The 25,439-nt window shown below is 63.7% G+C and carries 23 protein-coding genes and 1 pseudogene; 11 read left to right on the top strand and 13 right to left on the bottom strand.

All coding sequences use genetic code 11. The features are described from left to right. The first annotated feature begins 231 nt into the window (after nucleotides 1-231). The 3 genes from dnaE (at nucleotide 232) to tilS (ending at nucleotide 6,519) form a co-directional block, all read left to right on the top strand. Nucleotides 232-3,732, top strand: a complete 3,501-nt coding sequence (gene dnaE, locus DU490_RS00590) for a DNA polymerase III subunit alpha (RefSeq protein ID WP_114572402.1) — start codon at nucleotides 232-234, stop codon at nucleotides 3,730-3,732. A gap of 394 nt (nucleotides 3,733-4,126) precedes the next feature. Continuing rightward, nucleotides 4,127-5,080, top strand: a complete 954-nt coding sequence (gene accA / locus DU490_RS00585; protein ID WP_114572401.1) for an acetyl-CoA carboxylase carboxyl transferase subunit alpha — start codon at nucleotides 4,127-4,129, stop codon at nucleotides 5,078-5,080. A 155-nt stretch (nucleotides 5,081-5,235) separates the two neighbouring features. Beyond that, on the top strand, nucleotides 5,236-6,519 hold the full coding sequence (gene tilS, locus DU490_RS00580; RefSeq protein ID WP_114572400.1) for a tRNA lysidine(34) synthetase TilS: 1,284 nt from the start codon (nucleotides 5,236-5,238) through the stop codon (nucleotides 6,517-6,519). A gap of 13 nt (nucleotides 6,520-6,532) precedes the next feature. Here tilS and ppx read toward each other — a convergent pair. Further along, nucleotides 6,533-7,516, bottom strand: a pseudogene (ppx, locus tag DU490_RS00575) (exopolyphosphatase); the annotation flags it as partial. 480 nt (nucleotides 7,517-7,996) lie between these two features. Here ppx and rho point away from each other — a divergent pair. The 7 genes from rho (at nucleotide 7,997) to DU490_RS00545 (ending at nucleotide 14,983) form a co-directional block, all read left to right on the top strand. Next, nucleotides 7,997-9,256, top strand: a complete 1,260-nt coding sequence (gene rho / locus DU490_RS00570) for a transcription termination factor Rho (protein ID WP_114572398.1) — start codon at nucleotides 7,997-7,999, stop codon at nucleotides 9,254-9,256. 288 nt (nucleotides 9,257-9,544) lie between these two features. Next, entirely contained in the window at nucleotides 9,545-11,044 is a 1,500-nt protein-coding gene (ubiD, locus tag DU490_RS00565) for a 4-hydroxy-3-polyprenylbenzoate decarboxylase (protein WP_114572397.1), read from the top strand. Next, nucleotides 11,041-11,820 carry an NAD(P)H-flavin reductase gene (locus DU490_RS00560; RefSeq protein WP_114572396.1) on the top strand — a complete coding sequence of 260 codons (780 nt, stop codon included), beginning with the start codon at nucleotides 11,041-11,043 and terminating at the stop codon, nucleotides 11,818-11,820. Before ubiD ends, DU490_RS00560 begins: the two co-directional genes overlap by 4 nt. Then, nucleotides 11,817-12,530, top strand: coding sequence for a dihydromonapterin reductase (gene folM, locus DU490_RS00555; RefSeq protein ID WP_114572395.1), 714 nt, complete (start codon nucleotides 11,817-11,819; stop codon nucleotides 12,528-12,530). The genes DU490_RS00560 and folM overlap by 4 nt, the downstream gene beginning before the upstream one ends. Nucleotides 12,531-12,613: 83 nt before the next feature. After that, nucleotides 12,614-12,736 (top strand): hypothetical protein, encoded by a 123-nt coding sequence (locus tag DU490_RS17375; RefSeq protein ID WP_258801075.1) that lies wholly within the window; start codon nucleotides 12,614-12,616, stop codon nucleotides 12,734-12,736. A 536-nt stretch (nucleotides 12,737-13,272) separates the two neighbouring features. Next, a complete protein-coding gene (locus DU490_RS00550) occupies nucleotides 13,273-14,364 on the top strand; it encodes a 3-deoxy-7-phosphoheptulonate synthase (protein ID WP_220270430.1) in 1,092 nt (363 codons plus the stop codon). Nucleotides 14,365-14,470: 106 nt separating this feature from the next. Continuing rightward, entirely contained in the window at nucleotides 14,471-14,983 is a 513-nt protein-coding gene (locus DU490_RS00545) for a DUF3087 family protein (RefSeq protein ID WP_114572393.1), read from the top strand. A 42-nt stretch (nucleotides 14,984-15,025) separates the two neighbouring features. Here DU490_RS00545 and hemB read toward each other — a convergent pair whose 3' ends face one another. Then, nucleotides 15,026-16,027 (bottom strand): porphobilinogen synthase, encoded by a 1,002-nt coding sequence (gene hemB / locus DU490_RS00540; protein WP_404872823.1) that lies wholly within the window; start codon nucleotides 16,025-16,027, stop codon nucleotides 15,026-15,028. Nucleotides 16,028-16,231: 204 nt separating this feature from the next. Between hemB and elbB the strand changes: the two genes are divergently transcribed. Further along, the gene (elbB, locus tag DU490_RS00535) at nucleotides 16,232-16,894 is read left to right on the top strand and encodes an isoprenoid biosynthesis glyoxalase ElbB (RefSeq protein ID WP_114572391.1); all 663 of its coding nucleotides are present in this window, start codon (nucleotides 16,232-16,234) and stop codon (nucleotides 16,892-16,894) included. A gap of 54 nt (nucleotides 16,895-16,948) precedes the next feature. Here elbB and tatC read toward each other — a convergent pair whose 3' ends face one another. From tatC to DU490_RS00480, 11 genes are all read right to left on the bottom strand, one after another. Then, nucleotides 16,949-17,737, bottom strand: coding sequence for a twin-arginine translocase subunit TatC (tatC, locus tag DU490_RS00530; RefSeq protein ID WP_114572390.1), 789 nt, complete (start codon nucleotides 17,735-17,737; stop codon nucleotides 16,949-16,951). Beyond that, nucleotides 17,734-18,204 carry a Sec-independent protein translocase protein TatB gene (gene tatB, locus DU490_RS00525; RefSeq protein ID WP_114572389.1) on the bottom strand — a complete coding sequence of 157 codons (471 nt, stop codon included), beginning with the start codon at nucleotides 18,202-18,204 and terminating at the stop codon, nucleotides 17,734-17,736. The genes tatC and tatB overlap by 4 nt, the downstream gene beginning before the upstream one ends. A gap of 6 nt (nucleotides 18,205-18,210) precedes the next feature. Further along, complete coding sequence (gene tatA, locus DU490_RS00520; RefSeq protein WP_114572388.1) at nucleotides 18,211-18,477, bottom strand: Sec-independent protein translocase subunit TatA; 267 nt, start codon at nucleotides 18,475-18,477, stop codon at nucleotides 18,211-18,213. A gap of 46 nt (nucleotides 18,478-18,523) precedes the next feature. Next, nucleotides 18,524-18,859 (bottom strand): phosphoribosyl-ATP diphosphatase, encoded by a 336-nt coding sequence (locus DU490_RS00515; RefSeq protein WP_114572387.1) that lies wholly within the window; start codon nucleotides 18,857-18,859, stop codon nucleotides 18,524-18,526. 30 nt (nucleotides 18,860-18,889) lie between these two features. Further along, the gene (ubiB, locus tag DU490_RS00510) at nucleotides 18,890-20,512 is read right to left on the bottom strand and encodes a ubiquinone biosynthesis regulatory protein kinase UbiB (protein ID WP_114572497.1); all 1,623 of its coding nucleotides are present in this window, start codon (nucleotides 20,510-20,512) and stop codon (nucleotides 18,890-18,892) included. Then, a complete protein-coding gene (locus DU490_RS00505; protein WP_114572386.1) occupies nucleotides 20,512-21,150 on the bottom strand; it encodes an SCP2 domain-containing protein in 639 nt (212 codons plus the stop codon). The genes ubiB and DU490_RS00505 overlap by 1 nt, the downstream gene beginning before the upstream one ends. A gap of 7 nt (nucleotides 21,151-21,157) precedes the next feature. Further along, entirely contained in the window at nucleotides 21,158-21,925 is a 768-nt protein-coding gene (gene ubiE / locus DU490_RS00500) for a bifunctional demethylmenaquinone methyltransferase/2-methoxy-6-polyprenyl-1,4-benzoquinol methylase UbiE (RefSeq protein WP_114572385.1), read from the bottom strand. Between the two features lie 108 nt (nucleotides 21,926-22,033). After that, complete coding sequence (locus DU490_RS00495) at nucleotides 22,034-22,417, bottom strand: gamma-butyrobetaine hydroxylase-like domain-containing protein (RefSeq protein ID WP_114572384.1); 384 nt, start codon at nucleotides 22,415-22,417, stop codon at nucleotides 22,034-22,036. Between the two features lie 254 nt (nucleotides 22,418-22,671). Beyond that, a complete protein-coding gene (gene hslU, locus DU490_RS00490; protein WP_114572383.1) occupies nucleotides 22,672-23,994 on the bottom strand; it encodes an ATP-dependent protease ATPase subunit HslU in 1,323 nt (440 codons plus the stop codon). 10 nt (nucleotides 23,995-24,004) lie between these two features. Next, nucleotides 24,005-24,550, bottom strand: a complete 546-nt coding sequence (gene hslV / locus DU490_RS00485; RefSeq protein ID WP_114572382.1) for an ATP-dependent protease subunit HslV — start codon at nucleotides 24,548-24,550, stop codon at nucleotides 24,005-24,007. Nucleotides 24,551-24,700: 150 nt separating this feature from the next. Further along, the gene (locus DU490_RS00480) at nucleotides 24,701-25,438 is read right to left on the bottom strand and encodes an SPOR domain-containing protein (RefSeq protein WP_114572381.1); all 738 of its coding nucleotides are present in this window, start codon (nucleotides 25,436-25,438) and stop codon (nucleotides 24,701-24,703) included. Nucleotide 25,439: the final 1 nt, after the last annotated feature.

Raw genomic sequence — 25,439 nt, 5'->3', positions numbered from 1 at the left:
CGGTCCTGCAAGCGAAGCAGGATGCGAGAGCGCAGCAGGGCAAAAGTAGCGTACAGGGAGGTATTTACAGCGCCCCTGCGGAGAGCTGTCGCCGCATCAGCTCCGAGCGGGCAGGGTGCGTAAGCGCAGGATCAGCCGCGAGCGAAGCAGGATGCGATAGCCTATGCCATGCCACAGGTCCAATAGCCTGGTTTTCGTACCGACCATTTACCGCCAAGCTTCGAGCCCTTTATGACCACGCCCTTCGTACATCTTCGCGTTCACACCGAATACTCGCTGGTCGACGGCCTGGTGCGGCTCAAGCCGCTGGTCAAGGCCACGGCCGAACGGGGCATGCCGGCCCTGGCCGTCACCGACGAGACCAACCTGTTCGGCCTGGTAAAGTTCTATCGCGGTGCCCAGGGGGCCGGGCTCAAGCCGGTCATCGGCGCCGACCTGTGGCTGGCCAATCCCCTGGATGAGGGCCACCCTTATCGCCTGACCCTGCTGGCCATGAATGACATCGGCTATCGTAACCTCACCGAGCTGATATCCCGCGGCTGGATGGAGGGGCAACGGCAGGGCCGGGCGCTGCTCGACCGCGCCTGGGTACTCGGGCAGAGCGAGGGGCTGATTGCCCTGTCCGGTGCCCGCGACGGCGAGATTGGCCGTCACCTGTTGTCCGATCACCGGGACGAAGCCCGTGCGCTGCTCGACGAGTGGAACACCGCCTTCCCGGGGCGCTTCTATCTGGAGCTGGTACGTACCGGCCGGCCGCTGGAGGAGGAGTGCGTCCACCTGTCGGTGGCGCTGGCCATGGAGTCCGGTACGCCGGTGGTGGCCACCAACGACGTGCGTTTCCTCGAACGCGACGACTTCTGGGCCCACGAGACCCGGGTGTCCATCGGCGAGGGCCGAGCACTCGACGACAAGCGACGCGAACGGCGCTACACCGAGGAGCAGTACCTCAAGAGCCCGGAGGAGATGGCCGAGCTCTTCTCGGATATCCCCGTCGCGCTCGAGAACAGCCTGATGATTGCTGCGCGCTGCAGCGTGGACGTGCGGCTGGGCGAGATATTTTTGCCCGAGTTCGAGATTCCCGAGGGCATGACCCAGGACGAATTCTTCCGCAAGGTTTCTCATGACGGCCTCACCGCACGACTCGACTTTCTGTTCCCCGACGAGCGCTACCCGCGGGACGGGGCGGAGTATGCCGAAATCGACGCCCGCTACCGCAAGCGACTGAATTTCGAGCTCGACATCATCATCCAGATGGGTTTCCCCGGCTACTTCCTGATCGTGATGGACTTCATCCAGTGGGCCAAGGACAACAATGTCCCGGTGGGGCCGGGGCGTGGCTCCGGTGCCGGCTCGCTGGTGGCCTACGCCCAGAAGATCACCGACCTCGACCCGCTGGAGTATGACCTGCTGTTCGAGCGCTTCCTCAACCCCGAGCGGGTCTCGATGCCCGACTTCGACGTCGACTTCTGCATGGAGAAGCGCGACCGGGTCATCGAGTACGTGGCCGACCGCTACGGGCGCAACGCCGTGTCCCAGATCGTCACCTTCGGCACCATGGCCGCCAAGGCGGTGGTGCGCGACGTGGCCCGGGCCCAGGGCCGCCCCTATTCGCTGGGCGACAAGCTCTCCAAGCTGATTCCCTTCGAGGTGGGCATGACCCTGGCCAAGGCCATCGAGGCCGAGCCGGCGCTGAAGGAGTTCATCGACAACGACGACGAGGCCCAGGAAATCTGGGAGATGGCGATCAAGCTGGAGGGCATCACCCGCGGCACCGGCAAGCACGCCGGCGGCGTGGTGATCGCCCCCACCAAGCTCACCGACTTCGCACCGCTGCTGTGTGACGAGGAGGGCAACGGCCTGGTCGTGCAGTTCGACAAGAACGACATCGAGGAGGCCGGGCTGGTCAAGTTCGACTTCCTCGGCCTGCGGACCCTGACCATCATCGACTGGGCGCTGGAGATGGTCGACAAGGTGCGTGCGGCGGCCGGCCAGGGGCCGCTGAATATCGATACCATCCCACTCGATGACGCCCCTACCTTCGAGATGCTCAAGCGTGCCGAGACGACGGCGGTGTTCCAGCTCGAGTCCCGCGGCATGAAGGAGCTGATCAAGCGGCTGCTGCCGGATTCGCTGGAGGACATGATCGCCCTGGTGGCACTGTTCCGCCCCGGCCCCCTGCAGTCGGGCATGGTCGACGACTTCATCAACCGCAAGCACGGCCGCGCCGAGATCTCCTACCCGCACCCGGACTACCAGCACGAACTGCTCAAGCCGGTGCTCGAGCCCACCTACGGCATCATCCTCTACCAGGAGCAGGTGATGCAGATCGCCCAGGTGCTGGCAGGCTACAGCCTGGGGCAGGCGGACATGCTGCGCCGGGCCATGGGCAAGAAGAAACCGGAGGAGATGGCCAAGCAGCGTGCCGGCTTCATGGAAGGCTGTGCCGCCAACGGCATCGACAAGGAGCTTGCCGGCAACATCTTCGACCTGGTGGAGAAATTCGCCGGCTACGGCTTCAACAAGTCCCACTCGGCGGCCTACGGCCTGGTTTCTTACCAGACCGCCTGGCTCAAGTCGCACTACCCCGGCCCGTTCATGGCGGCAGTAATGTCCACCGAAATGGATAATCTGGACAAGGTGGTGCCGCTGATCGAGGAGTGTCGCCACCTGGGGTTGACCGTGACCCCGCCGGACGTCAACGTCGGTGGATACAAGTTTACCGTCGATATCGAGGCGCGAGTGGTTTATGGCCTGGGGGCCATCCGTGGCGTGGGCGAGGGGCCCATCGGTGCCATCGTCGAGGCACGCGAAGCCCACGGTTCCTTCAGCGACCTGTTCGACTTCTGTCGGCGGGTTGACCCCCGGCGCATGAACAAGCGTACCCTGGAGGCGCTGATCCGCTCCGGGGCGCTGGACAACCTCGGCCCGAGCCGTGCTGTGCTCAGCGCGGCGATGGAGGCCGCACTCAAGGCCGCGGCCCAGACCCAGGCCAACCAGAACCTGGGCATGATCGACATGTTCGGCGAGGCCTTCGCCGACGAGCCGGAGGCGGATCCTTACGATGCCTATCGACAGGTCCGGGAGTGGACCGACAAGGAACGCCTGGCCGGTGAGAAGGAGACGCTAGGGCTCTACCTCACCGGTCACCCCATCGACGAGTACGAACAGGAGCTCAAGCGCTTCGTCTCGACGCGTATCAGCGACCTCAAGCCCTCGCGCGAGCCGCAGCGGGTCGCCGGCCTGGTGGTGGGGATGCGCACCATGAAGTCCAAGCGCGGCGACACCATGGCCTTTCTCACTCTCGACGACCGTACCGGACGCATCGAGGCTTCGCTGTTCGGTGAGATGTTCGAGGCACTGCGCGGCCAACTCGACACCGAGCAGGTGCTGATCGTCGAGGGGGAGGTCTCCAGTGACGAGTACTCGGGTGGCCTGCGCCTGCGCGGCAAGGAGATCACCCCCATGGTGGCGGCGCGCAGCCGCTATGGCGAAGCTGTGGAGCTCTCCCTCGACGGCGATCGGGTCAACGGGCGGCTGATCGACAACCTCCGCGACAGCCTCTCGCCCCACTGCGATGCCAGCGGCCTGCCGGTCCGGCTGCGTTATCGCAACGGCGAGGCCGTCGGCTGGCTGGAGCTGGCCGAACATTGGCGGGTCGCGCCCTGCGACGAACTGCTGATCGCGCTGCGCGAGGTGCAAGGGCAGGATGGCGTGCGGCTGAAGTATCGCTAGACTCTGTCCGAAAAGTGCCTGCGCTCGGTCATACGGCGTTAAAAAACGTCTTAAAATGCTCATTTACTAAAGTAAACTCCGCTTTTGCGCCGTTTTTTGCCTTGTCTGACCATCGCTCGCCGACTTTTCGGACAGAGCCTGAACTCACCACCTTGGCTGAGAGCGGCGCCGGGGACAGGCCGTAGCGGAGGTCTTTTGCCATGGATGGCAAAAGTAGCGCCCAGGGATGGGTTCACAGCGCCTCCGCATAGACCTGTCGCCGGAAAAGCCGCGCTTTCACGCCTTGCGCGACTTCGTCAGGGTGCGATAATGCCGACACTCGACTTTATGGCTTCCGGGGCAAGAAGCGGTCACTGTACCCCGGCGACAGCAATGACAAGGCGGCTTAGCCACTATGAATCCCAATTATCTCGATTTCGAACAGCCCATCGCCGAGCTTCAGGCCAAGATCGAAGAGCTGCGCCTGGTCGGCAACGACAGTCAGGTCAGCCTCAGTGACGAGGTCAGTCGACTCGAAGAGAAGAGCCGCAAGCTCACCGAGTCGATCTTCAAGGGCCTGAGCCCCTGGCAGGTCTCGCAGCTTTCGCGCCACCCGCAGCGCCCCTACACCCTGGACTACCTCGAGCACATCTTCACCGACTTCGACGAGCTGCATGGCGACCGTCGCTTTGCCGACGACCCGGCCATCGTCGGCGGGGTGGCTCGCCTGGATGATCGACCGGTTATGATCATTGGCCACCAGAAGGGACGTGAGGTGAAAGAGAAGGTGCGCCGCAACTTCGGCATGCCGCGCCCCGAGGGTTACCGCAAGGCGTGCCGGCTGATGGAGATGGCCGAGCGCTTCAAGATGCCGGTGCTGACCTTCATCGACACGCCCGGGGCCTACCCCGGCATCGATGCCGAGGAGCGTGGCCAGTCGGAAGCGATCGCCTACAACCTGGCGGTGATGTCACGACTCAAGACTCCGATACTCGCCACCGTGGTGGGCGAAGGCGGTTCCGGTGGGGCGCTGGCCATCGGTGTGTGCGACGAGCTGGCCATGCTTCAGTACTCCACCTATGCGGTGATCTCTCCGGAAGGCTGTGCCTCGATCCTGTGGAAGAGCGCCGAGAAGGCCTCCGATGCCGCCCAGGCCATGGGTATCACCGCCGAGAGGCTCAAGGAGCTGGGCTTCGTCGATACGCTGATTCCCGAGCCGCTGGGCGGCGCCCATCGTCATCCTGTCGATACCGCCGAGCGGGTCAAAACGGCGCTGCTGGCAAGTCTCGACCGATTGGAAGCAATGGATACCGAGGCTCTGCTTGAACGCCGGTATAATCGCCTGATGAGCTATGGCGCCCCTGCTTAGAGGCCTTTCTGCGCTCGGTCATACTGCGTTAAAAATCGGCTCAAGATGCTCATTTACTAAAGTAAACTCCGCTATTTCGCCGATTTTTGCCTTGTCTGACCTTCGCTCGAAGCGGCCCCGTTAGGTGATTGGCTCGCTAAGACGGAGTGTTTCCAATGTCCCTGCAATCCACTATTGATCGCGCCCTGGCGGAGACCCCGTCGGGGCGTGTCGTTTGGGTGGCGCTCTCGGGTGGGTTGGACTCATCGCTGCTGCTGACCCTCGCGGTAGAGGCGTGCCGGCGCTATCCGCGTCCGATCCATGCGTTGCATGTGCATCACGGCCTGCAGGCCGCCGCCGATGACTTCGAGAAGCACTGCGGTTGGCTCTGTTCCCGGCTCGGGGTGCCGCTGTTCGTCGAGCGGGTGAACATTTCGCTGTCGGGGGGGCTGGGGCTCGAAGGCGCCGCTCGACAGGCTCGCTATCTCGCCTTTGCGCGGCGGGTCGCCGCTGGCGAGACCCTCTGGCTCGCCCAGCACCGCGATGACCAGGCCGAGACCTTCCTGCTCGCCGCACTGCGCGGCAGCGGCGTGCGCGGCCTGGCGGGGATGCCGGTGCGTCGGCATGCCGGTGGCGTGGTGCTCGAACGCCCGCTGCTGAGCATCCCGCGAAGCACGCTCGAGGCCTATGCCGGCAGTTTGGGTCTGCGCTGGGTCGATGATCCCAGTAACGATGATCAAGCGCTAGACCGTAACTTCCTGCGTCGCAGCGTGCTGCCGCTGCTTAAGGCGCGCTGGACCCATGTCGGCGAGGCGCTGGCTGACGCGGCAAGGCACTCCGGCGAGGCCGATGCACTGCTAGACGAACTGGCGGCACAGGACCTCGAGCGCCTGGGGGGCAACCCCGGGCAGCTGGCGGTGACGGCACTCAAGGCCATGTCGTTCCCCCGTCAGCGGCTGCTGATTCGTCACGCCTGCCGCCGCCTGTCGTTACCCACGCCGCCCGAGTCGCGCCTGACCGCCCTGATGACGCAGCTGACGGCGCGGCGCGATGCGCGGGTACGGATCGGCTGGCCGGATGGTGAGGCGCGTATCTGGCGGGAGCGCCTCTACCTGCGTAGAGCGGTTAGCCCTTTGCCGGCGGGATGGCGAATCGATTGGGACGGGCTGACGCCTCTGGCGACCCCTCTGGGTCGCTTTACCCCGACTCTGCGGCGCCGGGAAGGCGGGCCTGTCGAACTTCGGCTCACGCTGCGCCAGGGCGGCGAGCGGATGCGCCTGGCGGGGCGCGGTTCGCGGGATTTGAAACGCCTGCTCCAGGAAGCCGATCTTGCTCCTTGGGAGCGTGAGCGGTTGCTGGTGGCATGGCACGGCGAGACAGTCGTGGCAGCGCTGCTGCCGGAGCAGGGGGGCTGGTTGGCCGTGGCGGAGGGCTGGGAAGGGGTGCCCAGGTGCCGGTGAAGGCAGCTCAGCCGCTCTCGTGGTCGAATGCGCCGTCGCGCTCCAGTATGTCGTAGAGCACTCCCTCCCGCAGGGCGCCATCGGCGAAACGCATCCGGGTGAGGCCAAAGGTCTCGAAGATGGCACCAAGGATGGCTACGCCAGCGGGAAAGATGCGCGCCCGGTCGAGCTTGAGTCCATCCATGGCGACCTTGTCGAGGTGCCTGCAGGCGATCAGCCGTTGGCGAAGATCGAGGAGTCCCTGGTGGGTAATCGTGCCTTCGTCAGCGTTTGCGTCACTTGCTGCGAGGACTGAAGCGACGGCCTTGATGGTACCACTGGAACCGACCGGGTCGGTCCAGCCGACGGCCTGATAGGTGGTGCTGACCGGGCTGCACGCCGCCTTGGCGGCCTGCTCGGCCCGGCTCATGCTGGCTTCGCTGAGAAAGCCGTTTGAAAAGTGGCGCTGGGTGAAGGTGACGCACCCGATGTCCAGGCTTTCCAGGTGCAACGGTGCGAAGTTCTCGCCGATGGCAAACTCGGTGGAGCCGCCGCCGATATCGACGATCAGGCGCTTGCCATTCTCGGCCAGGGCGTGCGCCGCACCCAGATAGATCAGGCGCGCCTCCTCACGGCCATCGATGATCTCGATGCGACAGCCGAGCAGCGATTCGGCGCGTTCGACGAAGGCCTGGCTATTGCGTGCCGTGCGCAGTGCACTGGTGCCCACGACACGCAAGCGACCGGGTGCAATATCGCCCAGCAGGGGGGTGAAGCGAGTCAGGCAGCTGAGTGCGCGCTCTATCGCCTCCTCGCTCAACCGATTGGCTTTGTCGAGCCCGGCGGCGAGTTGGACCTTTTCGCCCAGGCGCGATACCGCCTGCAGCCGACCCTCCCGGTAGCTGGCCACCAGTAGGTGGAAGCTGTTCGAGCCCAGGTCGATTGCGGCCAGCCGCTGAAGTTGCGCTGTGGCGGCGAGTGGTGTTTCAGTGCGATGCCGGTCCATTGGCTGAGTCATCGAGTCACCCTGATGGCAGAGAGTTCAAGGTTGCGGCGACTTCCCAGTCGTGTCAATTGACACGGCGTGTCGGTTGATGGGGTTGCGTTCGTCGCCGCCCTTGACTAACATCGAGTCGTTCGCCTGTTCCGAATGCTTTCCGACCGAGACACGACGTCCGCGTCGCGGTCAACATCAAGTCGTCAGACAGCCCCTTTTGTCGCTCGCTATCATGTGCCTGAAAGCCATGGTGGCACTTGAAGACGCCCAGGCGATTACAGTCCAAGCGACAATAGCGCTGCTCCCTCGAACACGATACCGTTCCGACGACCCCTTCTAGTGCTGGTTAGTGCCTGGATAAGGTCGTGATTTGCCGGTCATCACCCGCGAGTGGAAGCCTTCCCGGGCTCTGAACGCACCCAAGCGGCGTACCGTTCTTTTCCCCGTCACATTCACGGCGCCGTGCCGCCACGCTGACATGAGCTACTTCCGAACACACCGATGAATCTTACCGAACTCAAGCAAAAGACCGTCCCGGAGCTCCTGGAGCTTGCCCGCGAAATGGGCATCGACAACCTTGCTCGCTCGCGCAAGCAGGACATCATCTTCGCCATCCTCAAGAAGCACGCCAAGAGCGGCGAGGATATCTATGGCGATGGGGTGCTCGAAATTCTGCAGGACGGCTTCGGCTTCCTGCGCAGCGCCGACAGCTCCTACCTGGCGGGCCCCGACGACATCTATGTCTCGCCGTCACAGATCCGTCGCTTCAACTTGCGCAAGGGCGATTCCATTTCTGGCAAGATTCGACCGCCGAAGGAAGGGGAGCGCTATTTCGCGCTACTCAAGGTCAGCCAGATCAACTTCGATAAGCCGGAAAATGCCAAGCACAAGATCCTGTTCGAGAACCTTACGCCGTTGTTCCCCAACGAGCGTCTGCGCATGGAGATCGGCAACGGCTCCACCGAGGACCTGACGTCGCGCATCATCGACCTCACCGCACCCATCGGCAAGGGCCAGCGCGGGCTTATCGTATCGCCGCCCAAGGCGGGCAAGACGCTGATGCTGCAGACTATTGCTACCTCGATCACCCGCAACGATCCTGACTGCCACCTGATCGTGCTGCTGATTGATGAGCGCCCGGAAGAGGTGACGGAGATGTCACGAACCGTGCGCGGCGAAGTGGTTGCCTCGACTTTCGACGAGCCGCCGGCGCGACACGTGCAGGTCGCCGAGATGGTCATCGAAAAGGCCAAGCGCCTGGTCGAGCACAAGAAAGACGTGGTGATCCTGCTCGACTCCATCACCCGCCTGGCACGAGCCTACAACACCGTGGTGCCGAGCTCCGGCAAAGTGCTCACCGGCGGTGTCGATGCCCACGCCCTGGAGAAGCCCAAGCGCTTCTTCGGTGCTGCGCGAAACATCGAGGAAGGCGGCAGCCTAACCATCATCGCCACGGCACTGGTGGACACCGGCTCCAAGATGGACGAGGTGATTTTCGAGGAGTTCAAGGGCACCGGCAACATGGAGGCCCACCTCGACCGTAAGCTCGCCGAGCGCCGCGTCTACCCGGCGATGAATATCCGCCGCTCCGGCACCCGCCGCGAGGACCTGATCGCCTCCGAGGACGAGATGCAGCGCATGTGGATCCTGCGCAAGCTGCTCAACCCGATGGAAGATACCGCGGCTACCGAGTTTCTGATCGACCGACTCAAGGATACGAAGACTAATCTCGAGTTCTTCGAGGCAATGAAACGCCGCTGATCGCTGTTGATGGTTGACGGCGGGACGCTCGGGGCTGTTCCGTCGACAAGCCTGCGGGGAGGCGCTGTGAATACCTCCCTGTACGCTACCTACGCCATCCATGGCGTAGGACCTCCCCTACGGCTTGTCCCCGGCGCCTCTCGCTGCGGTCAATTCATAGCTCCGGAGCCTGTCGCTGGGTCAGCCGCGGTTGCCTAGCGGGCTTCGCTGACGGTATGGCGGGGAAGGGAAAGGGGCAGCATGCTATGCTGCCCCTTTCGTCGTTCGGGAAACGGGATAGGATAGGCCATGAAATACAAGGATCTACGAGATTTTATCGCCGCGCTGGAGGCTCAGGGCGAGCTGGTTCGCGTCTCGGCCGAGGTCGATCCCTACCTGGAAATCACCGAGATCTGCGACCGCACCCTGCGCGCCGGTGGCCCGGCGCTGCTGTTCGAGAACGTCAAGGGGCATGACATGCCGCTGCTGGGCAACCTGTTCGGCACGCCGAGGCGAGTCGCCCTGGGCATGGGCCAGGACAGCGTCGAGGCGCTGCGCGAGGTGGGCAAGCTGCTCGCCTTCCTCAAGGAGCCCGATCCGCCCAAGGGTATGCGCGACGCCTGGGACAAGCTGCCGATCTTCAAGCAGGTCATGAGCATGGGGCCGAAGACCGTGCGCTCGGCCCCGGTTCAGGCGCTCGTCTACGAGGGCGACGACGTCGACCTCGGTCGACTGCCGATCCAGCACTGCTGGCCCGGTGATGTCGCCCCCCTGGTGACCTGGCCGCTGGTGGTGACCCGCGGGCCGCACAAGAAGCGCCAGAACCTGGGTATCTACCGCCAGCAGAAGCTCTCTCGCAACCGGCTGATCATGCGCTGGCTTTCCCACCGCGGCGGCGCGCTCGATTTTCAGGAGTTTCAGCAGACGAACCCCGGCGAGCCCTTCCCGGTGGCGGTGGCGCTGGGCGCCGACCCGGCCACCATTCTCGGTGCGGTGACGCCGGTGCCTGACTCGCTCTCCGAATACGCCTTTGCTGGACTGTTGCGCGGTTCGCGCACCGAACTGGTCAAGTGCGGGCATGCCGATCTGCAGGTACCGGCATCGGCGGAGATCATCCTGGAGGGCTTCATCTACCCGGACGATACGGCGCCGGAAGGCCCCTACGGCGACCACACCGGCTACTACAACGAGGTCGACGAGTTCCCGGTATTCACGGTCACGCGCATGACCATGCGGGAAGATGCCATTTACCATTCGACTTACACCGGACGGCCGCCCGACGAGCCGGCGATACTCGGCCTCGCGCTCAACGAGGTATTCGTGCCGATCCTGCGCAAGCAGTTTCCCGAGATTACCGACTTCTACCTCCCCCCGGAGGGCTGCTCCTATCGCATGGCGGTGGTAACCATGAAGAAGCAGTATCCGGGCCATGCCAAGCGCGTGATGATGGGCGTATGGAGCTTCCTGCGCCAGTTCATGTATACCAAGTTCGTGGTGGTGCTCGACGATGACGTCAGCGCCCGCGACTGGAAAGATGTGATCTGGGCCATCACCACGCGCATGGACCCGGCCCGGGACACCGTGATAGTGGAGAATACGCCCATCGACTACCTCGACTTCGCCTCTCCGGTGGCGGGACTGGGCTCGAAGATGGGGCTGGATGCCACTGCCAAGTGGCCCGGCGAAACCGACAGAGAGTGGGGCACGCCCATCGTCATGGACGAGGCCGTCAAGGCTCGCGTCAGCGAACGCTGGAACGATCTGGGTATCGCGCTGCCCTCCAACCCTGATGACAAGAGGCATTCATGACGGCAAGGACCCTGACCTGCCAGGTGACAGTGGTGGAGGATCTCACTCCCGACGTGTTCCGGGTACGGCTGGAGGGACGCCCCGAGGCCATGGCCCATGATCCGGGCCAGTACCTTGAGCTGGCTCTCGACGATGACACCTGGGTGCCGTTCTCCATTGCCAACGCCCATGGCGGTGACGGTACACTCGAGCTGCATATCCAGCACTGGCCTGAGCGGGAAAACTCCGACCGCCTGCGAGACCTGGTCGTGGTTGCCCGGCACCTGACTCTGCGCATGCCGGGCGGCGACTGTGTGTTGGATAGCACCAGCCAGCGACCGCTGTTGCTGATTGCCGCCGGTACCGGCTTTGCCCAGATGAAGGCGATCGTCGAAGCCTCGTTGCACGAGTCACCCGAGCGGCCCATCGACCTGTGGTGGGCGGCGCGGGAGCGGCGTGATCTCTATCTCGAAAGCCTGCCTCGGGAGTGGGCCGAAAGCCACGCGAATCTCCGTTTCCATGTGGTCACCGAGGTGACACCGGAGGCGCCGGTAGCGGGCGAGCGTAGCCAGGGGCACCGGGGACGCATCGATCAGGCCCTGGCCGAGGGGCTCGATGATATCTCCGGCCATGACGTCTACCTCTCCGGCTCGCCGGGCATGGTCTACGCCTGTGTCGACGTGCTGGCCTCACTGGGCCTCACTGCCTCGCGGGTCTTCTCGGATGTTTTCGCCTATGCGCCGCGCCAGCCGCTGGTGCCTACCGCAGGGGTGCTCAGGCGGGAGGGCGGCCGGTGAGCGCCTCGCCGATCCTGATCACTGGTGGCGCGCAGCGCCTGGGGCGCCACTGTGCCGAGCGGCTGGCCGAGGACGGGCATCCCGTGATCATCAGCTATCGCCGTGAGCGCGACGAGCTTGCGGCACTGCGCGGGCGAGGCATCGTGACACTCAAGGCCGACTTCGCTACCGAAGCGGGGATTCTCGACTTCATCGCCCGGTTGAAGGCGACCACCTCAGCCCTGAGAGCGATCGTGCACAATGCCAGCGACTGGGCACCGGACTCGGTCGACGATCAGGCGGGCGCGACCTTCGAGCGGCTATTTCGGATCCATATGCAGGCGCCCTACTTGATCAATTTGCATTGCCGTGAGCTGCTCGACGCCTGCGGTGAGCCCCAACGCGACATCGTGCATATCACCGACTACGTTGTGCAGAAGGGATCGAGGAAACATGCCGCCTATGCTGCCACCAAGGCGGGCTTGGAGAGCCTGACGCTGTCTTTCGCGGCCATGTACGCCCCGTCGATCCAGGTCAACGCCATCGCCCCGGCCCTGATCATGCTCAATGAGGGCGACGATGAAGCCTACATCGAGAAGGCGCGGGCAAAATCGGCAATGGGTATGGTGCCCGGTCCCGGCGTGTTTTATCAGAGCTTGCGCTATCTGCTCGACAATCGCTATGTGACCGGGATCACCCTGCCGGTCGATGGTGGCCGTCATCTCCGCTAGACTGTTGGTCACTATCACGCTTTTCTGCCGGAGTGGAATGGCAGGCGGTGGCATGCGCGCTAGCTGATGGAAAGGAGACATGTATGGCTCCCCATAAGGAGTATCACGACGAGAGCGGTCTGCTGTGGCTGCTGCCGCTTGTGGCGGCTCTAGCGATCAACCTGTTGCCGCTTGTCATCGCCGTGATGCGCGCCGTGGCGGCATGAATCCGGGCTTGCCAAGATTGCCGCGATGCGGCACGATGAAAGTAGAATCCAGGGAGATACCATGACACCGAGGCTTTCTCAGACCTGCAACTCTTACGACCGCGCCCCCAGTGCGGTGGAGTTACGTGGTGTCGGTTTCAATGGTCAGTATTGGTACTGGTTTAGTGCCGGTGTGCCGGCGGCCGGGTCCTAGGATACCGCCGTGAAGGCACACCCTAACCGGGTTGCCTCCCACCAGAAACCCCCGGTCGGCAACCCGCCCGGGGGTTTTGCGTTATACAGCCCCGAACACAATCTTTGCAGCACAGCCTTTTGCAGCACAGCCTTTTGCAACGCAACACTGAGAGGAAACGCACCATGACCGCACGCTACAGCGCTTTTGCCGCCTATGCCCGGAACCGCCAGGATTATCATGGCTGGGGCTATGGCTGGCGATTTAGCGCTACGCGGTCGGGTCAGTGCGCCACCTCCGGCCGTGAGATTACGGGTGGCATGGAAGCGACACGATGTTTGCCGATCTCACGGAGTTGACCACCATGAATGCCCACACTTCCCTTGCCGAGCGCCTGCCCGCCGACCTCGCCGATTTCGATGTCGCCGCCGACACGAGACGAACCGAGACGACGCTGCCCACCCCAGTCGAACTGCGTCGCAGCCTCCCGCTGGATCTGCTGTTGGCCGAGCGCCTCCAGGCTCAACGCCAGGCCGTTCACGATATCCTGCAGGGCCGTGACGACCGCTTGCTGGTCGTGGTGGGTCCCTGCTCGATTCACGACCCCGTGGCGGCGCTGGAGTACGCGCAACGCCTGGCCGAGTTGGCCCCCAGGGTGTCGGATCGCCTGCTGCCAGTTATGCGCGTCTACGTGGAGAAGCCGCGTACCACGGTCGGCTGGAAGGGACTTGCCTATGACCCTGGCCTCGACGGCAGTGGCGACATGGCCCGCGGCCTTCAGCTGTCACGCCAGTTGATGCGTGATATCGCCTCGCTCGGCCTGCCGATAGCCACTGAGTTACTGCAGCCGATGCTCGCCCCCTACCTGGAAGATCTGCTGGCTTGGGTAGCCATCGGCGCGCGCACCAGCGAATCCCAGTTGCATCGTGAGCTGGCTAGTGGACTGGACGCGGCGGTGGGCTTCAAGAATGCCACCAGCGGCGACGTCAAGGTCGCCCTGGACGCCATGCGGGCGGCGGCGCATCCCCACCAGCACTTCGGCCTTGCCGCCGATGGTCGCCCAGTGATGCGTGAGACCGTAGGCAACCCCCACACTCACCTGGTACTGCGCGGTGGCCATGACGGCCCCAACCACGACGCCGATTCGGTGAAAGCCTGTCGCCAGGCACTGGAAGCCGCTGGGCTGGCGCCTCGTCTGATGGTCGACTGTAGCCATGCCAACGCCTGCAAGGACCACCGCCGCCAAGGCGACGTGCTGCGCGACGTGCTGACGCAGCGCCTGGCCGGGGAGACCTCGCTGATGGGGCTGATGCTGGAGAGCCACCTGGAGGAGGGGCGGCAGGTCCTCGAGCCCGCTACCATGCGCTACGGCGTGTCGGTGACCGATGCTTGCCTGGGCTGGGAAACCACCGAGGCGCTGCTGATGGAGGCAGCGGAACAGCTCCGCTCGGGTTGATCCGGCCGGTTGGCCATGCCGACCTGACCTCTTTGCCTGTACCGTGGCGGTGAATGACGGGATAATCCCGTACTTTCCCGCCGCGAGCCAAGCAGAGGAGGCACCGATGCCGTTCCGTTTCGAGCACCATGACCCGGAAACCTACCGTCGCAAGGCGCGGCTGATCAGCGTGGCCATGGCCGCCCAGCTGATCGTCTTCGGGCTGGTGCTCTCCCAGCTACTGACCACCACCTTCGGTTCCAGCCTCTGGCTCAACGGGCTTGGGGTGCTGCTGGGCCTGATCGTCACCAGCTTGACCTTCGCCGTGCTGCGCGAGCGTCCCTGGATGACCGAAATGCGATATGTATGGCAGCTCAAGCACCATCTGTCCCGGGTCAGCGGCTACCTCTCCACCCTGCGTCGTGAGGCGGAGCAGGGCAATGACGTGGCACTCGACCTGATGACCTTCTACCACCAGGGCATGGTGCAGCTGGCCGAACTCAACGGCCGCACCATGGATGACGATGCCGAACTCATCGCCGAGCGGCAGAAGATCAGGGGGCTGCGCCAAGAGCGGGGCCTGGCCGAGCGGGTAGAGGGATTCGATCCGCACGACCTGGCCGCCTTCAAGCGTAGTTAGGAGCCTGTCGGACTTAACGCCGGGCTATTCCGACAGGCTCCTCTAGGCTTCTGCCAGCAGCCGGGCCGCGCGCTTGGCAAAGTATGTGAGGATGCCGTCGGCGCCCGCTCGCTTGAAGCATGTCAGCGATTCGAGAATCACCTCGTCGGCCGCCAGCCAACCGTTGTCGAAGGCGGCCACGTGCATGGCGTACTCCCCGCTCACCTGGTAGGCGTAGGTAGGCACCTTGAGCTCATCCTTGATGCGCCGCACCACGTCCAGATAGGGCATGCCTGGCTTGACCATCACCATGTCGGCCCCCTCGGCCAGGTCGAGGGCCACTTCATGCAATGCCTCGTCACTGTTGGCCGGATCCATCTGGTAGGTGCGTTTGTCGGCCTTCCCCAGGTTGGCAGCGGAGCCCACCGCATCGCGGAAAGGGCCGTAGTAGTGGGACGCATACTTGGCGCTGTAGGCCATGATTCGGACGTTGTGCAGGTTCTCCTGCTCGAGTACCTGACGTATCTCGCCGATGCGGCCGTCCATCATGTCGGAGGGTGCCACCACGTCGGCTCCGGCTTCGGCGTGTGAGAGCGCCTGCTTGAGCAGGGTCTCCACGGTGCGGTCGTTGAGCACATAGCCGCTATCGTCGATGATGCCGTCCTGGCCATGACTGGTATAGGGGTCAAGGGCCACGTCGGTGATGATGCCGAGCTCGGGAACGGCCTCCTTCAACGCCCTGACGCTGCGCTGGACCAGGCCGCTGGAGCTGTAGGCCTCTTCAGCCAGCTCGCTTTTCAGTGATTGATCCACCACCGGGAACAGGGCGATGGCTGGGATCCCCAGGTCATGGGCTTCCCGGGCCTCCTCGATCAGCAGGTCCAACGACAGGCGTTCGACGCCGGGCATGGAGGGCACGGCTTCGCGACGTTGCTCGCCGTCGAGCACGAATACCGGCCATATCAGGTCGGAGGGCGTCAGGGTCGATTCCCGCATCAGGCGGCGTGAGAAATCGTCACGTCGCATGCGTCGCATGCGGGTGGCGGGGAATTGGCGTGTGGTCATGAAGCTCAAGGCTGTTCTCCGGCTGTGGGGCCCTGGCGACCCCGTGTCGATACCCTTGAGTATATCAGTGCAAGCGTCTATCGAAAGCTGCGGCTTGTCGCACCCCGCGCGACTCTCTAAAGTGTTGGCTTCAGCTAGAGTGTTGGCTTCAGAATTTCAGGTAGAGCCCTTCATTCGAGGCGCCTTCATTACAAGGAGAAAGGCATGAGCAAACAGGTGGCGGTCATCCTGTCGGGCTGCGGCGTTCAGGATGGCTCGGAGATATACGAGACCACTCTGACCCTGCTGCGGCTGGACCAACTGGGTATCGGCTATCGCTGCTTCGCGCCAGACATCGAGCAACATCATGTCATCAATCATCGCACTGGCGAGATGGCCGAGGGTGAAGTGCGTCGTGTACTGGTGGAGTCGGCACGGCTGGCACGCGGGGATATCAGTCCTCTCGAGGACCTCGATGCGGTAGAGTTCGATGCCGTGATACTGCCCGGCGGCTTTGGGGCGGCCAAGAACTTCTCCAACTTTGCCTGGGCGGGCAGCGATATGGAAGTCCTAGAGGGGCTTGTCGAAGCCGTTGCACCGTTCCATGAATCACGCAAGCCCATCGGCCTGATGTGTATCAGTCCCGCGCTGGTGCCGAAGCTGCTGGGCTCGGGTATCTCCGTGACGATTGGGCATGACCCGGGGGTTTCCGGCGCCATCAGCGCCATGGGGGGGCTGCATCGTAGCTGCGGCGTCGAGGATATCGTGGTCGACTTCGAGAATCGTGTGGTCACCACGCCGGCCTACATGCTGGCGACCCGCATCAGCGAGGCGGCCACCGGCATCTTCAAGCTGGTCGACCGCATCGATGAGATGATGGATCTCTAGCCGCTTTCGACGCAAGCCAATGCCCCCGCTCGATTCTCTCGAGTGGGGGCATTTTCATGGTTCGTCCCGCTCTGTGGCTTCGTCGCTTGCTTCGGAGGCCTTGCGCCGGCGGTGTCGGACCAGTCGGCCGAACAGGATCCCCACCTCGTAGAGCAGGTACATGGGGACCGCCAGCAGGCTTTGGGAGATCACGTCAGGCGGTGTCAGCAGCATGCCGACCACGAAGCAGCCCAGGATCACATAGGGGCGTTTCTTCGACAGGCTCTCGACGGTTGTGGCACCGGAGGCGATCAGCAGGAAGGTGGCAATGGGAATCTCGAAGGCGACGCCGAAGGCGAAGAACAGCTTGAGTACGAAGTTCAGGTACTGGTTGATGTCAGTCATCACCGCCACGTTCTCCGGCCCGGTCTGGGTGAAGAACTGGAACAGCAGCGGGAACACCGCATAGTAGGCAAAGGCCGCGCCAGCATAGAACAGCCCTACGCTTGAGGCCAGTATCGGCAGGGCAAGGGCCTTTTCGTTATCGTAGAGCCCCGGCGCAACGAAGGCCCAGGCCTGGTGCAGCACGTAGGGAATGGCCACGAACAGCGCTACCACCAGGGTCAGCTTGAAGGGGGCGAGAAAGGGCGAAGCCACTTCGGTGGCGATCATCTGCGAGCCTTCGGGCAGCAACGCCATCAGCGGCTGGGCCACGAAGGTGTAGATCTCGTTGGCGAAGGGGTAGAGCCCGAGGAAGATCACCAGGATCGCCACCACTGCGCGCAGCAGTCGCGATCGCAGTTCGATGAGATGTTCGATCAACGGAGCCTGGCCGAAATCCTGCTTGTCACCGGAGTCGCTCATCGGGAAGCGGCATCCTTCTTGTCGTCGTCGGAAGAAGCGGGTCGCTCGCCCGAGGTCGAGTCGTCAGTATGCTGGGCGCTGGCCAGGGCGTCGTCGAGCCGAGCGGCAGCAGGCCGCGGCGGAGCCTCGTCAGTGGTGCTCTCGTCAGCAACCCTGTCAGGCTCGGCTCTTTTGTCGCTGTGTCGGCTGGGTGTCGAGGAGGCGTAGGGCTTGGCGATGCTCTCCACATCACGCTTGGCCCTGTCGAGGCTCTCATCGAGCTTCGATTGCTGCTCCTTGAGTTTTTGACGCAGTTCTTCCGCCTCGAGCTGCGAACTGATCTCCCGCTGCATGCCTGAGACGGTGCGCTTGATCTTGCCCACCCACAGCCCGACGGTACGCGCCGCCTTTGGCAAGCGCTCCGGGCCGAGCACCAGCAGGCCCACGATCCCGAGGATCAGGAGTTCGAGAAAGCCGATATCAAACATGAGGGCTTATTTGCGCTCTTCCTGATTCTCCACCTTGTCCGCTGCCGCCTTCTCTTCGGCGCGAACGTCATAGGTGTTGGGCTGTTCGTCATGGGCGACCTTGGCGTGTGCCTTGTCTTTTTCGTCCTTTTCTTCCTCGCTGACGGCCTGCTTGAAGCCTTTCACCGCACCACCCAGATCGGTGCCGACGTTGCGCAGCTTCTTGGTGCCGAAAATCAGGATGATGATGCCGAGTACGATCAGCAGTTGCCAGATACTGATGCCACCTAACATGAAAGTTTCCTCTGAGTCGGGTCTCCGGTCGATCCGGAACACCTGTTTACTTGGACCTTGCCGCCTTCTCTTCGTGCCCGGAAATACCGAAGCGCCGGGCCAACTCGTCAAGCACGTCCTGGTGGTCGAGTCCTAGATGCGACAGCATCACAAGGCTATGAAACCACAGGTCGGCGGTCTCGGCGACCAGCGCCTTTCGTTCCGCCTCACCGCCGGCCTCGGCATCCTTGGCTGCCAGCAGTGTCTCGGTGGCTTCCTCGCCGACTTTCTCGAGTATCTTGTTCAGCCCCTTGTGATGCAAGGCGGAAACGTAAGAATCGGCGGGATCGGCGGTTCGGCGCTGCTCCAGCACCTCGAAGAGTTGGTCGAGAGTATCACGCATGACACAGCTTCCTGTTGCGGTGGGTCAAGTTCATTGCCAGGCCAGTAGCAGCAGCCCGGTGATGGCGATCAACAGTACGGGCCATGGCTGGCTGGCGGCCCATTGGCTCAGCGGCTGCCAGGCCAGCGCCAGCCCGGCCAGCAGAACGCCCAGCCGCAGCCGACGGCTACTGCGACGGCTATCTCGAAGCTGCCGTTGTATGCCGTCCAGGGCGAGGGCCTGGCGGTGGCGCTGGCGATGCTCATGCTCGATGCGGCTCAGGGCGTGATGGGCCACGGACGGCAGCTCGGGGAGCTGGCGCGCCAGCTCAGGGGCCTGGCGCTTGAGTGACTCCCAGAGGCCGCTGGCGCCTGCACGCTCTTTCATCCACTCTTCAAGGTAGGGCTTTGCAGTGGTCCAGAGGTCCAGGTCGGGATAGAGCTGGCGCCCGAGTCCCTCGATGTTGAGCAGGGTCTTCTGCAAGAGCACCAACTGCGGCTGGACCTCCATGTTGAAGCGGCGGGCGGTCTTGAACAGGCCTAGCAGCACTTGGCCGAAGGAAATGTCCTTGAGTGGTTTTTCGAGGATCGGCTCGCACACGGTGCGAATGGCGGCGGCGAACTCGTTGGCTCGGGTGTTCTCGCCGACCCATCCCGACTCGATGTGCAGCGCCGCCACTTCATAATAGTCCTGGTGGAAGAAGGCGAGCAGGTTGCGCGCCAGATAGTCCTGATCCTCGCGGGTGAGACTGCCCACGATGCCGCAGTCGATGGCGATGTACTGGGGATCGTGCGGGTGCTCCCGGGCAACAAAGATATTGCCGGGATGCATGTCGGCATGAAAGAAGTTATCGCGAAAGACCTGGGTGAAGAAGATCTCCACACCGCGTTCGGCGAGGCGCTTGAGATCGGTACCCTGCGCTTTCAGCGCCGCCAGGTCGGCGACCGGAACGCCATAGATGCGCTCCTGCACCATGACACGACGGCGGGTGTGCGACCAATAGGTCGCCGGTACGTAGAGCAGCGGCGAGTTCTTGAAGTTGCGCTTGAGCTGCGAGGTGTTCGCGGCTTCCTTGTGCAAGTCCAGCTCGTCGAACAGCGTCGACTCGTAATCACGCACCACTTCCACCGGACGCAGGCGACGGGCCTCGGGGATTCTGGCCAGTACACCGGCTACCCGATACATCAGTGCCATGTCCTGGCGCATGATGTGCTCGATACCCGGGCGGATGATCTTGGCCACCACCTCCTCGCCGGTATGCAGGCGGGCGGCATGGACCTGGGCGATAGAGGCAGAGGCTAGCGGCTCGGGCTCGAAGTGGGCGAATGCCTCGTCAATCGACATATGCAGCTCCGCCTCCACCCGCTCGCGGGCTTCGCGGCCAGGGAAGGGGGGTACCTGATCCTGCAGCCGCCGGAGCTCGTCGGCGATCTCCTCGGGTAGCAGGTCGCGTCGGGTGGAGAGCAGCTGGCCGAACTTGACGAAGATGGGGCCGAGGGCTTCCAGCGCCAGGCGCAGGCGTTCACCCGGCGACCGCTTGCCGATCGGCACCAGGCGCAAAGGCGATAGGGTGAACATCAGCTTGAGGTACCAGGGCATCCGCTCCAATGGCAGCAGCGTGTCGAGGCGATAGCGGGTAATCACCCAGAGGATGCGCAGCAAACGAAGACTCATCATAGCGAGGCCTCGTGTGCCAGTTGACGATGCAGTCTGTCCAGGCGGGCGGCGAGTCGGTCCGTGGTCACTTCAAGCTCGGTGAGGTGGTCGCGCAGGTTGTCGAGCTGGTGTCGCCCGGGCAGCAGTTTCGCTTCCTCGAAAACGAATTCGGCGATATCGCTGCGCATCTCGCTGTGGGCACGACGGCCCCAGCGAGATGCGCGACGCAAGCCCTCGGCAAGGTTGTGGGCGGGGGCATCCCCGAGCCAGCTTGCCAGTTCCCCCTCCCAGTCCAGGTCCAGGTCCAGCAACAGGTCCCGGGCCTCCTCGAGCAGGTGGGCACGGCCGCGCACCGAGAGCTTGCCCTGGAACAACAGTCGCTCGATACTTTCGCCGCCCAACAGTTCGCCCAGGGCCTCGGCATTCAATTCGACGCAGGCGTCGAAGGCGTCTTCGGGGGTTTCCTGAGGGCTCAACAGGTCGAGACCGTCAGGATGGAAGTGGATGGCCAGTGCCAGCTCGGGTCGCTCGAGGCGAAGTAGCAGCCGGTTTCCGCTGAGCCGGGCCAGCCGCGAAGGCGCTGCGGGATCACGTGCTAGCAGGGCATTGAGCGTCCGTTCGATGCCGGCCAGCAACAGGGTGGGAGTCAACGTCATCACTGCCTCAAAGCTTGATGCCGCGATGCAGGGCAACGATGCCCCCGGTGAGATTTGTGTATTCGACCCGCTCCAGCCCGGCGGCCTCCATCATCTGCTGCAGTGTCTCCTGGTCGGGGTGCATGCGGATCGATTCGGCCAGGTAGCGATAGCTGTCGGCGTCGCCGGCCACCATTTGACCCATCCGGGGCAGCAGCCGAAATGAGTATTCGTCGTAGGCTTTGGAAAGGAGCGGGTTGATCGGCTTGGAGAACTCCAACACCAGTACGCGTCCACCGGGCTTGAGTACCCGGGTCATGGAGCGCAGGGCGGATTCCTTGTCGGTGACGTTGCGCAGGCCGAATGCGATGGTGATGCAATCGAAGGTGTTGTCGGGGAAGGGCAGGCATTCGGCATTGGCCTGGACGTATTCGACATTGCCCCCAACGCCGTTGTCCAGCAGCTTGTCGCGGCCGACCCGCAGCATGGATTCGTTGATATCGGCCAGCACCACGCGGCCGCGTGGGCCCACCATGCGGGAAAACTTGTACGTCAGGTCACCGGTGCCACCAGCGATATCCAGCACGCTATGGCCGGGACGTACGCCGGAACGTTCGATGGTCAGTCGCTTCCAGAGACGATGAATGCCGAAGGACATCAAGTCGTTCATGACATCGTAGCGGGCCGCTACGGAGTGGAAGACATCGGCCACGCGTGAGGCCTTTTCGTCGACCGGTACTTCCTGGTAGCCGAAATGAGTGGTGTGTTTGTCCCCGGGGCTTGAAAGAGGGCTCATGCGAAAAAGGCTCCCGAATCGCGGCAATGTGAGGAGGCCGGGGTGATTCGGCCTCGAATGGGCGCCATTGTAGCCTTGCACGGCCGCGCTTGTCTTGACGTCGGTCTCCTACAACTGCTTGATCTCGATGCCCAGCGGCGCTCGCGACGCGCCGGCTTCCTCCAGGCGTCGCAGGTAGTCGGCCCAGTAGGCCTCGCGGTTCTCGATCAGGTCGCGAAGGTACTCCCAGCTATACAGGCCGCTGTCGTGGCCGTCATCGAAATGCAGTTTGACGGCATAGCGGCCGACAGGCTCGATGTTCTTGAGCCCGATATCCTTCTTGCCGACCTGCAATACCGCCTGGCTGGGGTTGTGGCCGCGCACCTCGGCGGAGGGGGAGTAGACGCGCAGGTACTCGACCGGCAGGCAATGGGTCTGGCCGTCGGCGTAGGTGAGCTCCAACTCGCGGGCCTTCTTGCGGTAATGGATCTTGCTGGGGGTGGGGGCGGTCATGTCGGTGTCCTTCGCAAGAATGGGCGTCAGGCGCCGGGCCGAGCGATTCGCGACAATCAAGAGCGAAACCCTGACCCTGCGCTTGCAGCTTGCGCGTCGGACAGGAACAAGGTCCCTCTTGCCTGTCCTCGATCGACATCCCTGTCGATCGCCGCGCGCTGCTGCGCTTGAGCCAGCGCTCTTGCTAAGGTCACGTCACTGCTCGCCCGACGCCTTCATGACAGCTCAGATCATTCGTTACTGCATCTCATACGCTACAGAATATACCGCGACAGATCCTCGTCCATAGCCAGCTCGCCGAGCTGGGAATCCACGTAGGCGGCATCGATCTCCAGCGGCGTGCCGATATCGGCTCCCTTGAACGAGGCCTCTTCCAGCAGGCGCTCCATCACGGTGTGCAGGCGGCGTGCGCCGATGTTCTCGGTGCCCTCGTTGACCTTCCAGGCGATCTCGGCGATACGCACGATTCCGTCTGGGGTGAAGCTGATATCCAGCCCTTCGGTGGCCAGCAGTGCCTTGTACTGCTTGGTCAGCGAGGCAGAGGGCTCGGTGAGGATGCGCTTGAAGTCGTCCGGCGTCAGAGCATTGAGCTCGACACGGATCGGTAGGCGGCCCTGCAGCTCGGGGATCAGGTCCGAGGGACGCGACAGGTGGAAGGCGCCGGAGGCGATGAACAGGATATGGTCGGTCTTGACCATGCCGTATTTGGTCGAGACCGTGGAGCCCTCGATCAGCGGTAGCAGGTCGCGCTGAACCCCCTCGCGGGAGACTTCGCCACCGCTGGACTGTCCGCTGCCCTTGGTCACCTTGTCGATTTCGTCGAGGAACACGATACCGTTCTGCTCCACGGCGTCGATGGCACGGTGCTTGATCTCTTCATCGTTGACCAGCTTGCCGGCCTCCTCGTCGCGCAGCAGGGCGAAGGCATCCTTCACTGCCACCCGGCGGATCTCGCTCTTCTGCCGGCCCATGTTGGAGAACAGGCTCTGCAGCTGGCTGGTCATCTCCTCCATGCCCGGCGGGGTCATGATGTCGATACCCGGCCCCTGGGGGGTGATTTCGATATCGATCTCCTTGTCGTCGAGTTGGCCCTCGCGCAGCTTCTTGCGGAAGATCTGGCGCGTCGAGCTGTCGCTGCGGGCGCTCTCTTCCTGTCCCCGGGGCGGAGGCAGCAGGGCGTCGAGGATGCGGTCCTCGGCGGCGTCCTCGGCGCGGTGGCTGACCTCTTCCTTGGCCTGTTCGCGGACCAGCTTGATAGCGGCCTCGGTCAGGTCGCGGATGATCGATTCGACGTCGCGGCCCACGTAGCCCACCTCAGTGAACTTGGTAGCCTCGACCTTGATGAAGGGCGCCCGGGCCAGCTTGGCCAGGCGACGGGCGATCTCGGTCTTGCCTACGCCGGTGGGGCCTATCATCAGGATGTTCTTCGGTGTGACCTCGTGGCGCAGGTCGTCGTCGAGCTGCATGCGCCGCCAGCGGTTGCGCAGGGCGATGGCGACGGCGCGCTTGGCATCCTGCTGACCGATGATGTATTGGTCCAGGGCGTGGACGATCTCACGGGGTGTCATCTGGGTCATGGTGGCGGCCTTAGCGTTCCTGTGAAGCGTCTTTGGTGGACAGTGCTTCGAGGGTGACGTGGTGATTGGTGAACACGCAGATGTCACCGGCGATCTCGAGTGACTTGCGGGTGATGTCGCTGGCCGGGAGTTCGGTATTCTCGAGCAGGGCGCGGGCGGCGGCCAGTGCATAGTTGCCCCCTGAGCCGATGGCGATGATGCCGCGCTCTGGCTCGACTACGTCGCCGTTGCCGGTGATGATCAGCGAGGCTTCCTTGTCGGCCACGGCGAGCAGCGCCTCCAGGCGACGCAGGGCGCGGTCGGTGCGCCAGTCCTTGGCCAGCTCCACGGCGGCCTTGACCAGGTTGCCCTGGTACTTTTCCAACTGCGCCTCGAAGCGTTCGAACAGGGTGAAGGCATCGGCCGTGCCACCGGCGAAGCCGGCCAGCACCTGGCCGCGATAGAGGCGACGCACCTTGCTGGCATTGCCTTTCATCACCGTATTGCCCAGCGAGACCTGGCCGTCACCGGCAAGGGCAACCTGGTCGCCGCGGCGCACGGATACGATCGTGGTCATGGAGGGAACTCCGTAACGGGGAGCGCGCGGCTCCCGATGACTTTCGGCACCGGCAGTGCCGGGGGCCGTGTACGAGCATTTAAGGGAAGTGCGGGCGAGCGGTGTCGAATTCAACCGGCAGTGTCGACGCGACTGACAATTGCCGGCCGGTCAATTGCTGGCCCTGTGCCGCAGTGGCGTGATGCCCTGGGTGGTCATCAGGTCCTCTGCGCGGTTGAGCTCACGTGTATCGTCGTAGGGACCCACCATCACCCGGTGCCAGGTATCGCCCTCGGCCGACTGGACCTGGCTGACTTGGGCCATCAAGCTGAGATTGCGCAGACGTTGCTGCAGCGCTTCGGCATCGGCCGGCTGACGAAAGGAGGCCGCTTGCAGCATGTAGCGCGTTCCGTCAGGCGCCACCGCCTCGCTGGTTGCTTCGCTGGTCGTGGCATTGGCATCATCCTGAAGGTTGGCGGCGATGACTTGGGCGATCGGGTCATTGACCGTGTCTCCGTCGACAGGAGACGTCTCGGTGAGCTCGGGTGCAGACGTGACGATTTCTGGTGGAGAGGCCGTCGAGGCAATGTCACGGGGTGCCACGACCTCTTCGGGCAGCAGCGTATAGAACTCGAAGGTCGGCATGCGCGGTTCGCTGGGCTCGACGGTGGACGTGGGTAGCGCCTGTTCCGTCGTCGGGGCTCGCGGTATCAGTTTGGCCAGGGGTGAGTCGTGCCCCTCCTGCCAGGGCGCTGTTCCGTGCTGATGCTGCGCCAGCAAAAAACCCGCCACCACGCCGCCCATTCCCCACACCCAGCCGGGCAGGCGGAAGCCCTCGCGGCGTCGCGCGGTGCGGCGTTGGCTGGCAGTGGCGCCGCGCTTTTTCGGGGGGGCTCGCCGGGTTGCCATG

The organism is Halomonas sp. DQ26W, from assembly GCF_003339685.1.
Lineage (GTDB): Bacteria > Pseudomonadota > Gammaproteobacteria > Pseudomonadales > Halomonadaceae > Halomonas.
The sequence above is the reverse complement of the archived record's forward strand: the minus strand, read 5'-3'. Positions and strand labels throughout refer to the sequence as shown.

Bases quoted from the DNA above. Each gene is read 5' to 3' on its own strand.
- dnaE (WP_114572402.1), top strand. From the start codon at position 232: ATGACCACGCCCTTCGTACATCTTCGCGTTCACACCGAATACTCGCTG.
- accA (WP_114572401.1), top strand. From the start codon at position 4,127: ATGAATCCCAATTATCTCGATTTCGAACAGCCCATCGCCGAGCTTCAG.
- tilS (WP_114572400.1), top strand. From the start codon at position 5,236: ATGTCCCTGCAATCCACTATTGATCGCGCCCTGGCGGAGACCCCGTCG.
- rho (WP_114572398.1), top strand. From the start codon at position 7,997: ATGAATCTTACCGAACTCAAGCAAAAGACCGTCCCGGAGCTCCTGGAG.
- ubiD (WP_114572397.1), top strand. From the start codon at position 9,545: ATGAAATACAAGGATCTACGAGATTTTATCGCCGCGCTGGAGGCTCAG.
- DU490_RS00560 (WP_114572396.1), top strand. From the start codon at position 11,041: ATGACGGCAAGGACCCTGACCTGCCAGGTGACAGTGGTGGAGGATCTC.
- DU490_RS17375 (WP_258801075.1), top strand. From the start codon at position 12,614: ATGGCTCCCCATAAGGAGTATCACGACGAGAGCGGTCTGCTGTGGCTG.
- DU490_RS00550 (WP_220270430.1), top strand. From the start codon at position 13,273: ATGAATGCCCACACTTCCCTTGCCGAGCGCCTGCCCGCCGACCTCGCC.
- DU490_RS00545 (WP_114572393.1), top strand. From the start codon at position 14,471: ATGCCGTTCCGTTTCGAGCACCATGACCCGGAAACCTACCGTCGCAAG.
- hemB (WP_404872823.1), bottom strand. From the start codon at position 16,027: ATGACCACACGCCAATTCCCCGCCACCCGCATGCGACGCATGCGACGT.
- elbB (WP_114572391.1), top strand. From the start codon at position 16,232: ATGAGCAAACAGGTGGCGGTCATCCTGTCGGGCTGCGGCGTTCAGGAT.
- tatC (WP_114572390.1), bottom strand. From the start codon at position 17,737: ATGAGCGACTCCGGTGACAAGCAGGATTTCGGCCAGGCTCCGTTGATC.
- tatB (WP_114572389.1), bottom strand. From the start codon at position 18,204: ATGTTTGATATCGGCTTTCTCGAACTCCTGATCCTCGGGATCGTGGGC.
- tatA (WP_114572388.1), bottom strand. From the start codon at position 18,477: ATGTTAGGTGGCATCAGTATCTGGCAACTGCTGATCGTACTCGGCATC.
- DU490_RS00515 (WP_114572387.1), bottom strand. From the start codon at position 18,859: ATGCGTGATACTCTCGACCAACTCTTCGAGGTGCTGGAGCAGCGCCGA.
- ubiB (WP_114572497.1), bottom strand. From the start codon at position 20,512: ATGAGTCTTCGTTTGCTGCGCATCCTCTGGGTGATTACCCGCTATCGC.
- DU490_RS00505 (WP_114572386.1), bottom strand. From the start codon at position 21,150: ATGACGTTGACTCCCACCCTGTTGCTGGCCGGCATCGAACGGACGCTC.
- ubiE (WP_114572385.1), bottom strand. From the start codon at position 21,925: ATGAGCCCTCTTTCAAGCCCCGGGGACAAACACACCACTCATTTCGGC.
- DU490_RS00495 (WP_114572384.1), bottom strand. From the start codon at position 22,417: ATGACCGCCCCCACCCCCAGCAAGATCCATTACCGCAAGAAGGCCCGC.
- hslU (WP_114572383.1), bottom strand. From the start codon at position 23,994: ATGACCCAGATGACACCCCGTGAGATCGTCCACGCCCTGGACCAATAC.
- hslV (WP_114572382.1), bottom strand. From the start codon at position 24,550: ATGACCACGATCGTATCCGTGCGCCGCGGCGACCAGGTTGCCCTTGCC.
- DU490_RS00480 (WP_114572381.1), bottom strand. From the start codon at position 25,438: ATGGCAACCCGGCGAGCCCCCCCGAAAAAGCGCGGCGCCACTGCCAGC.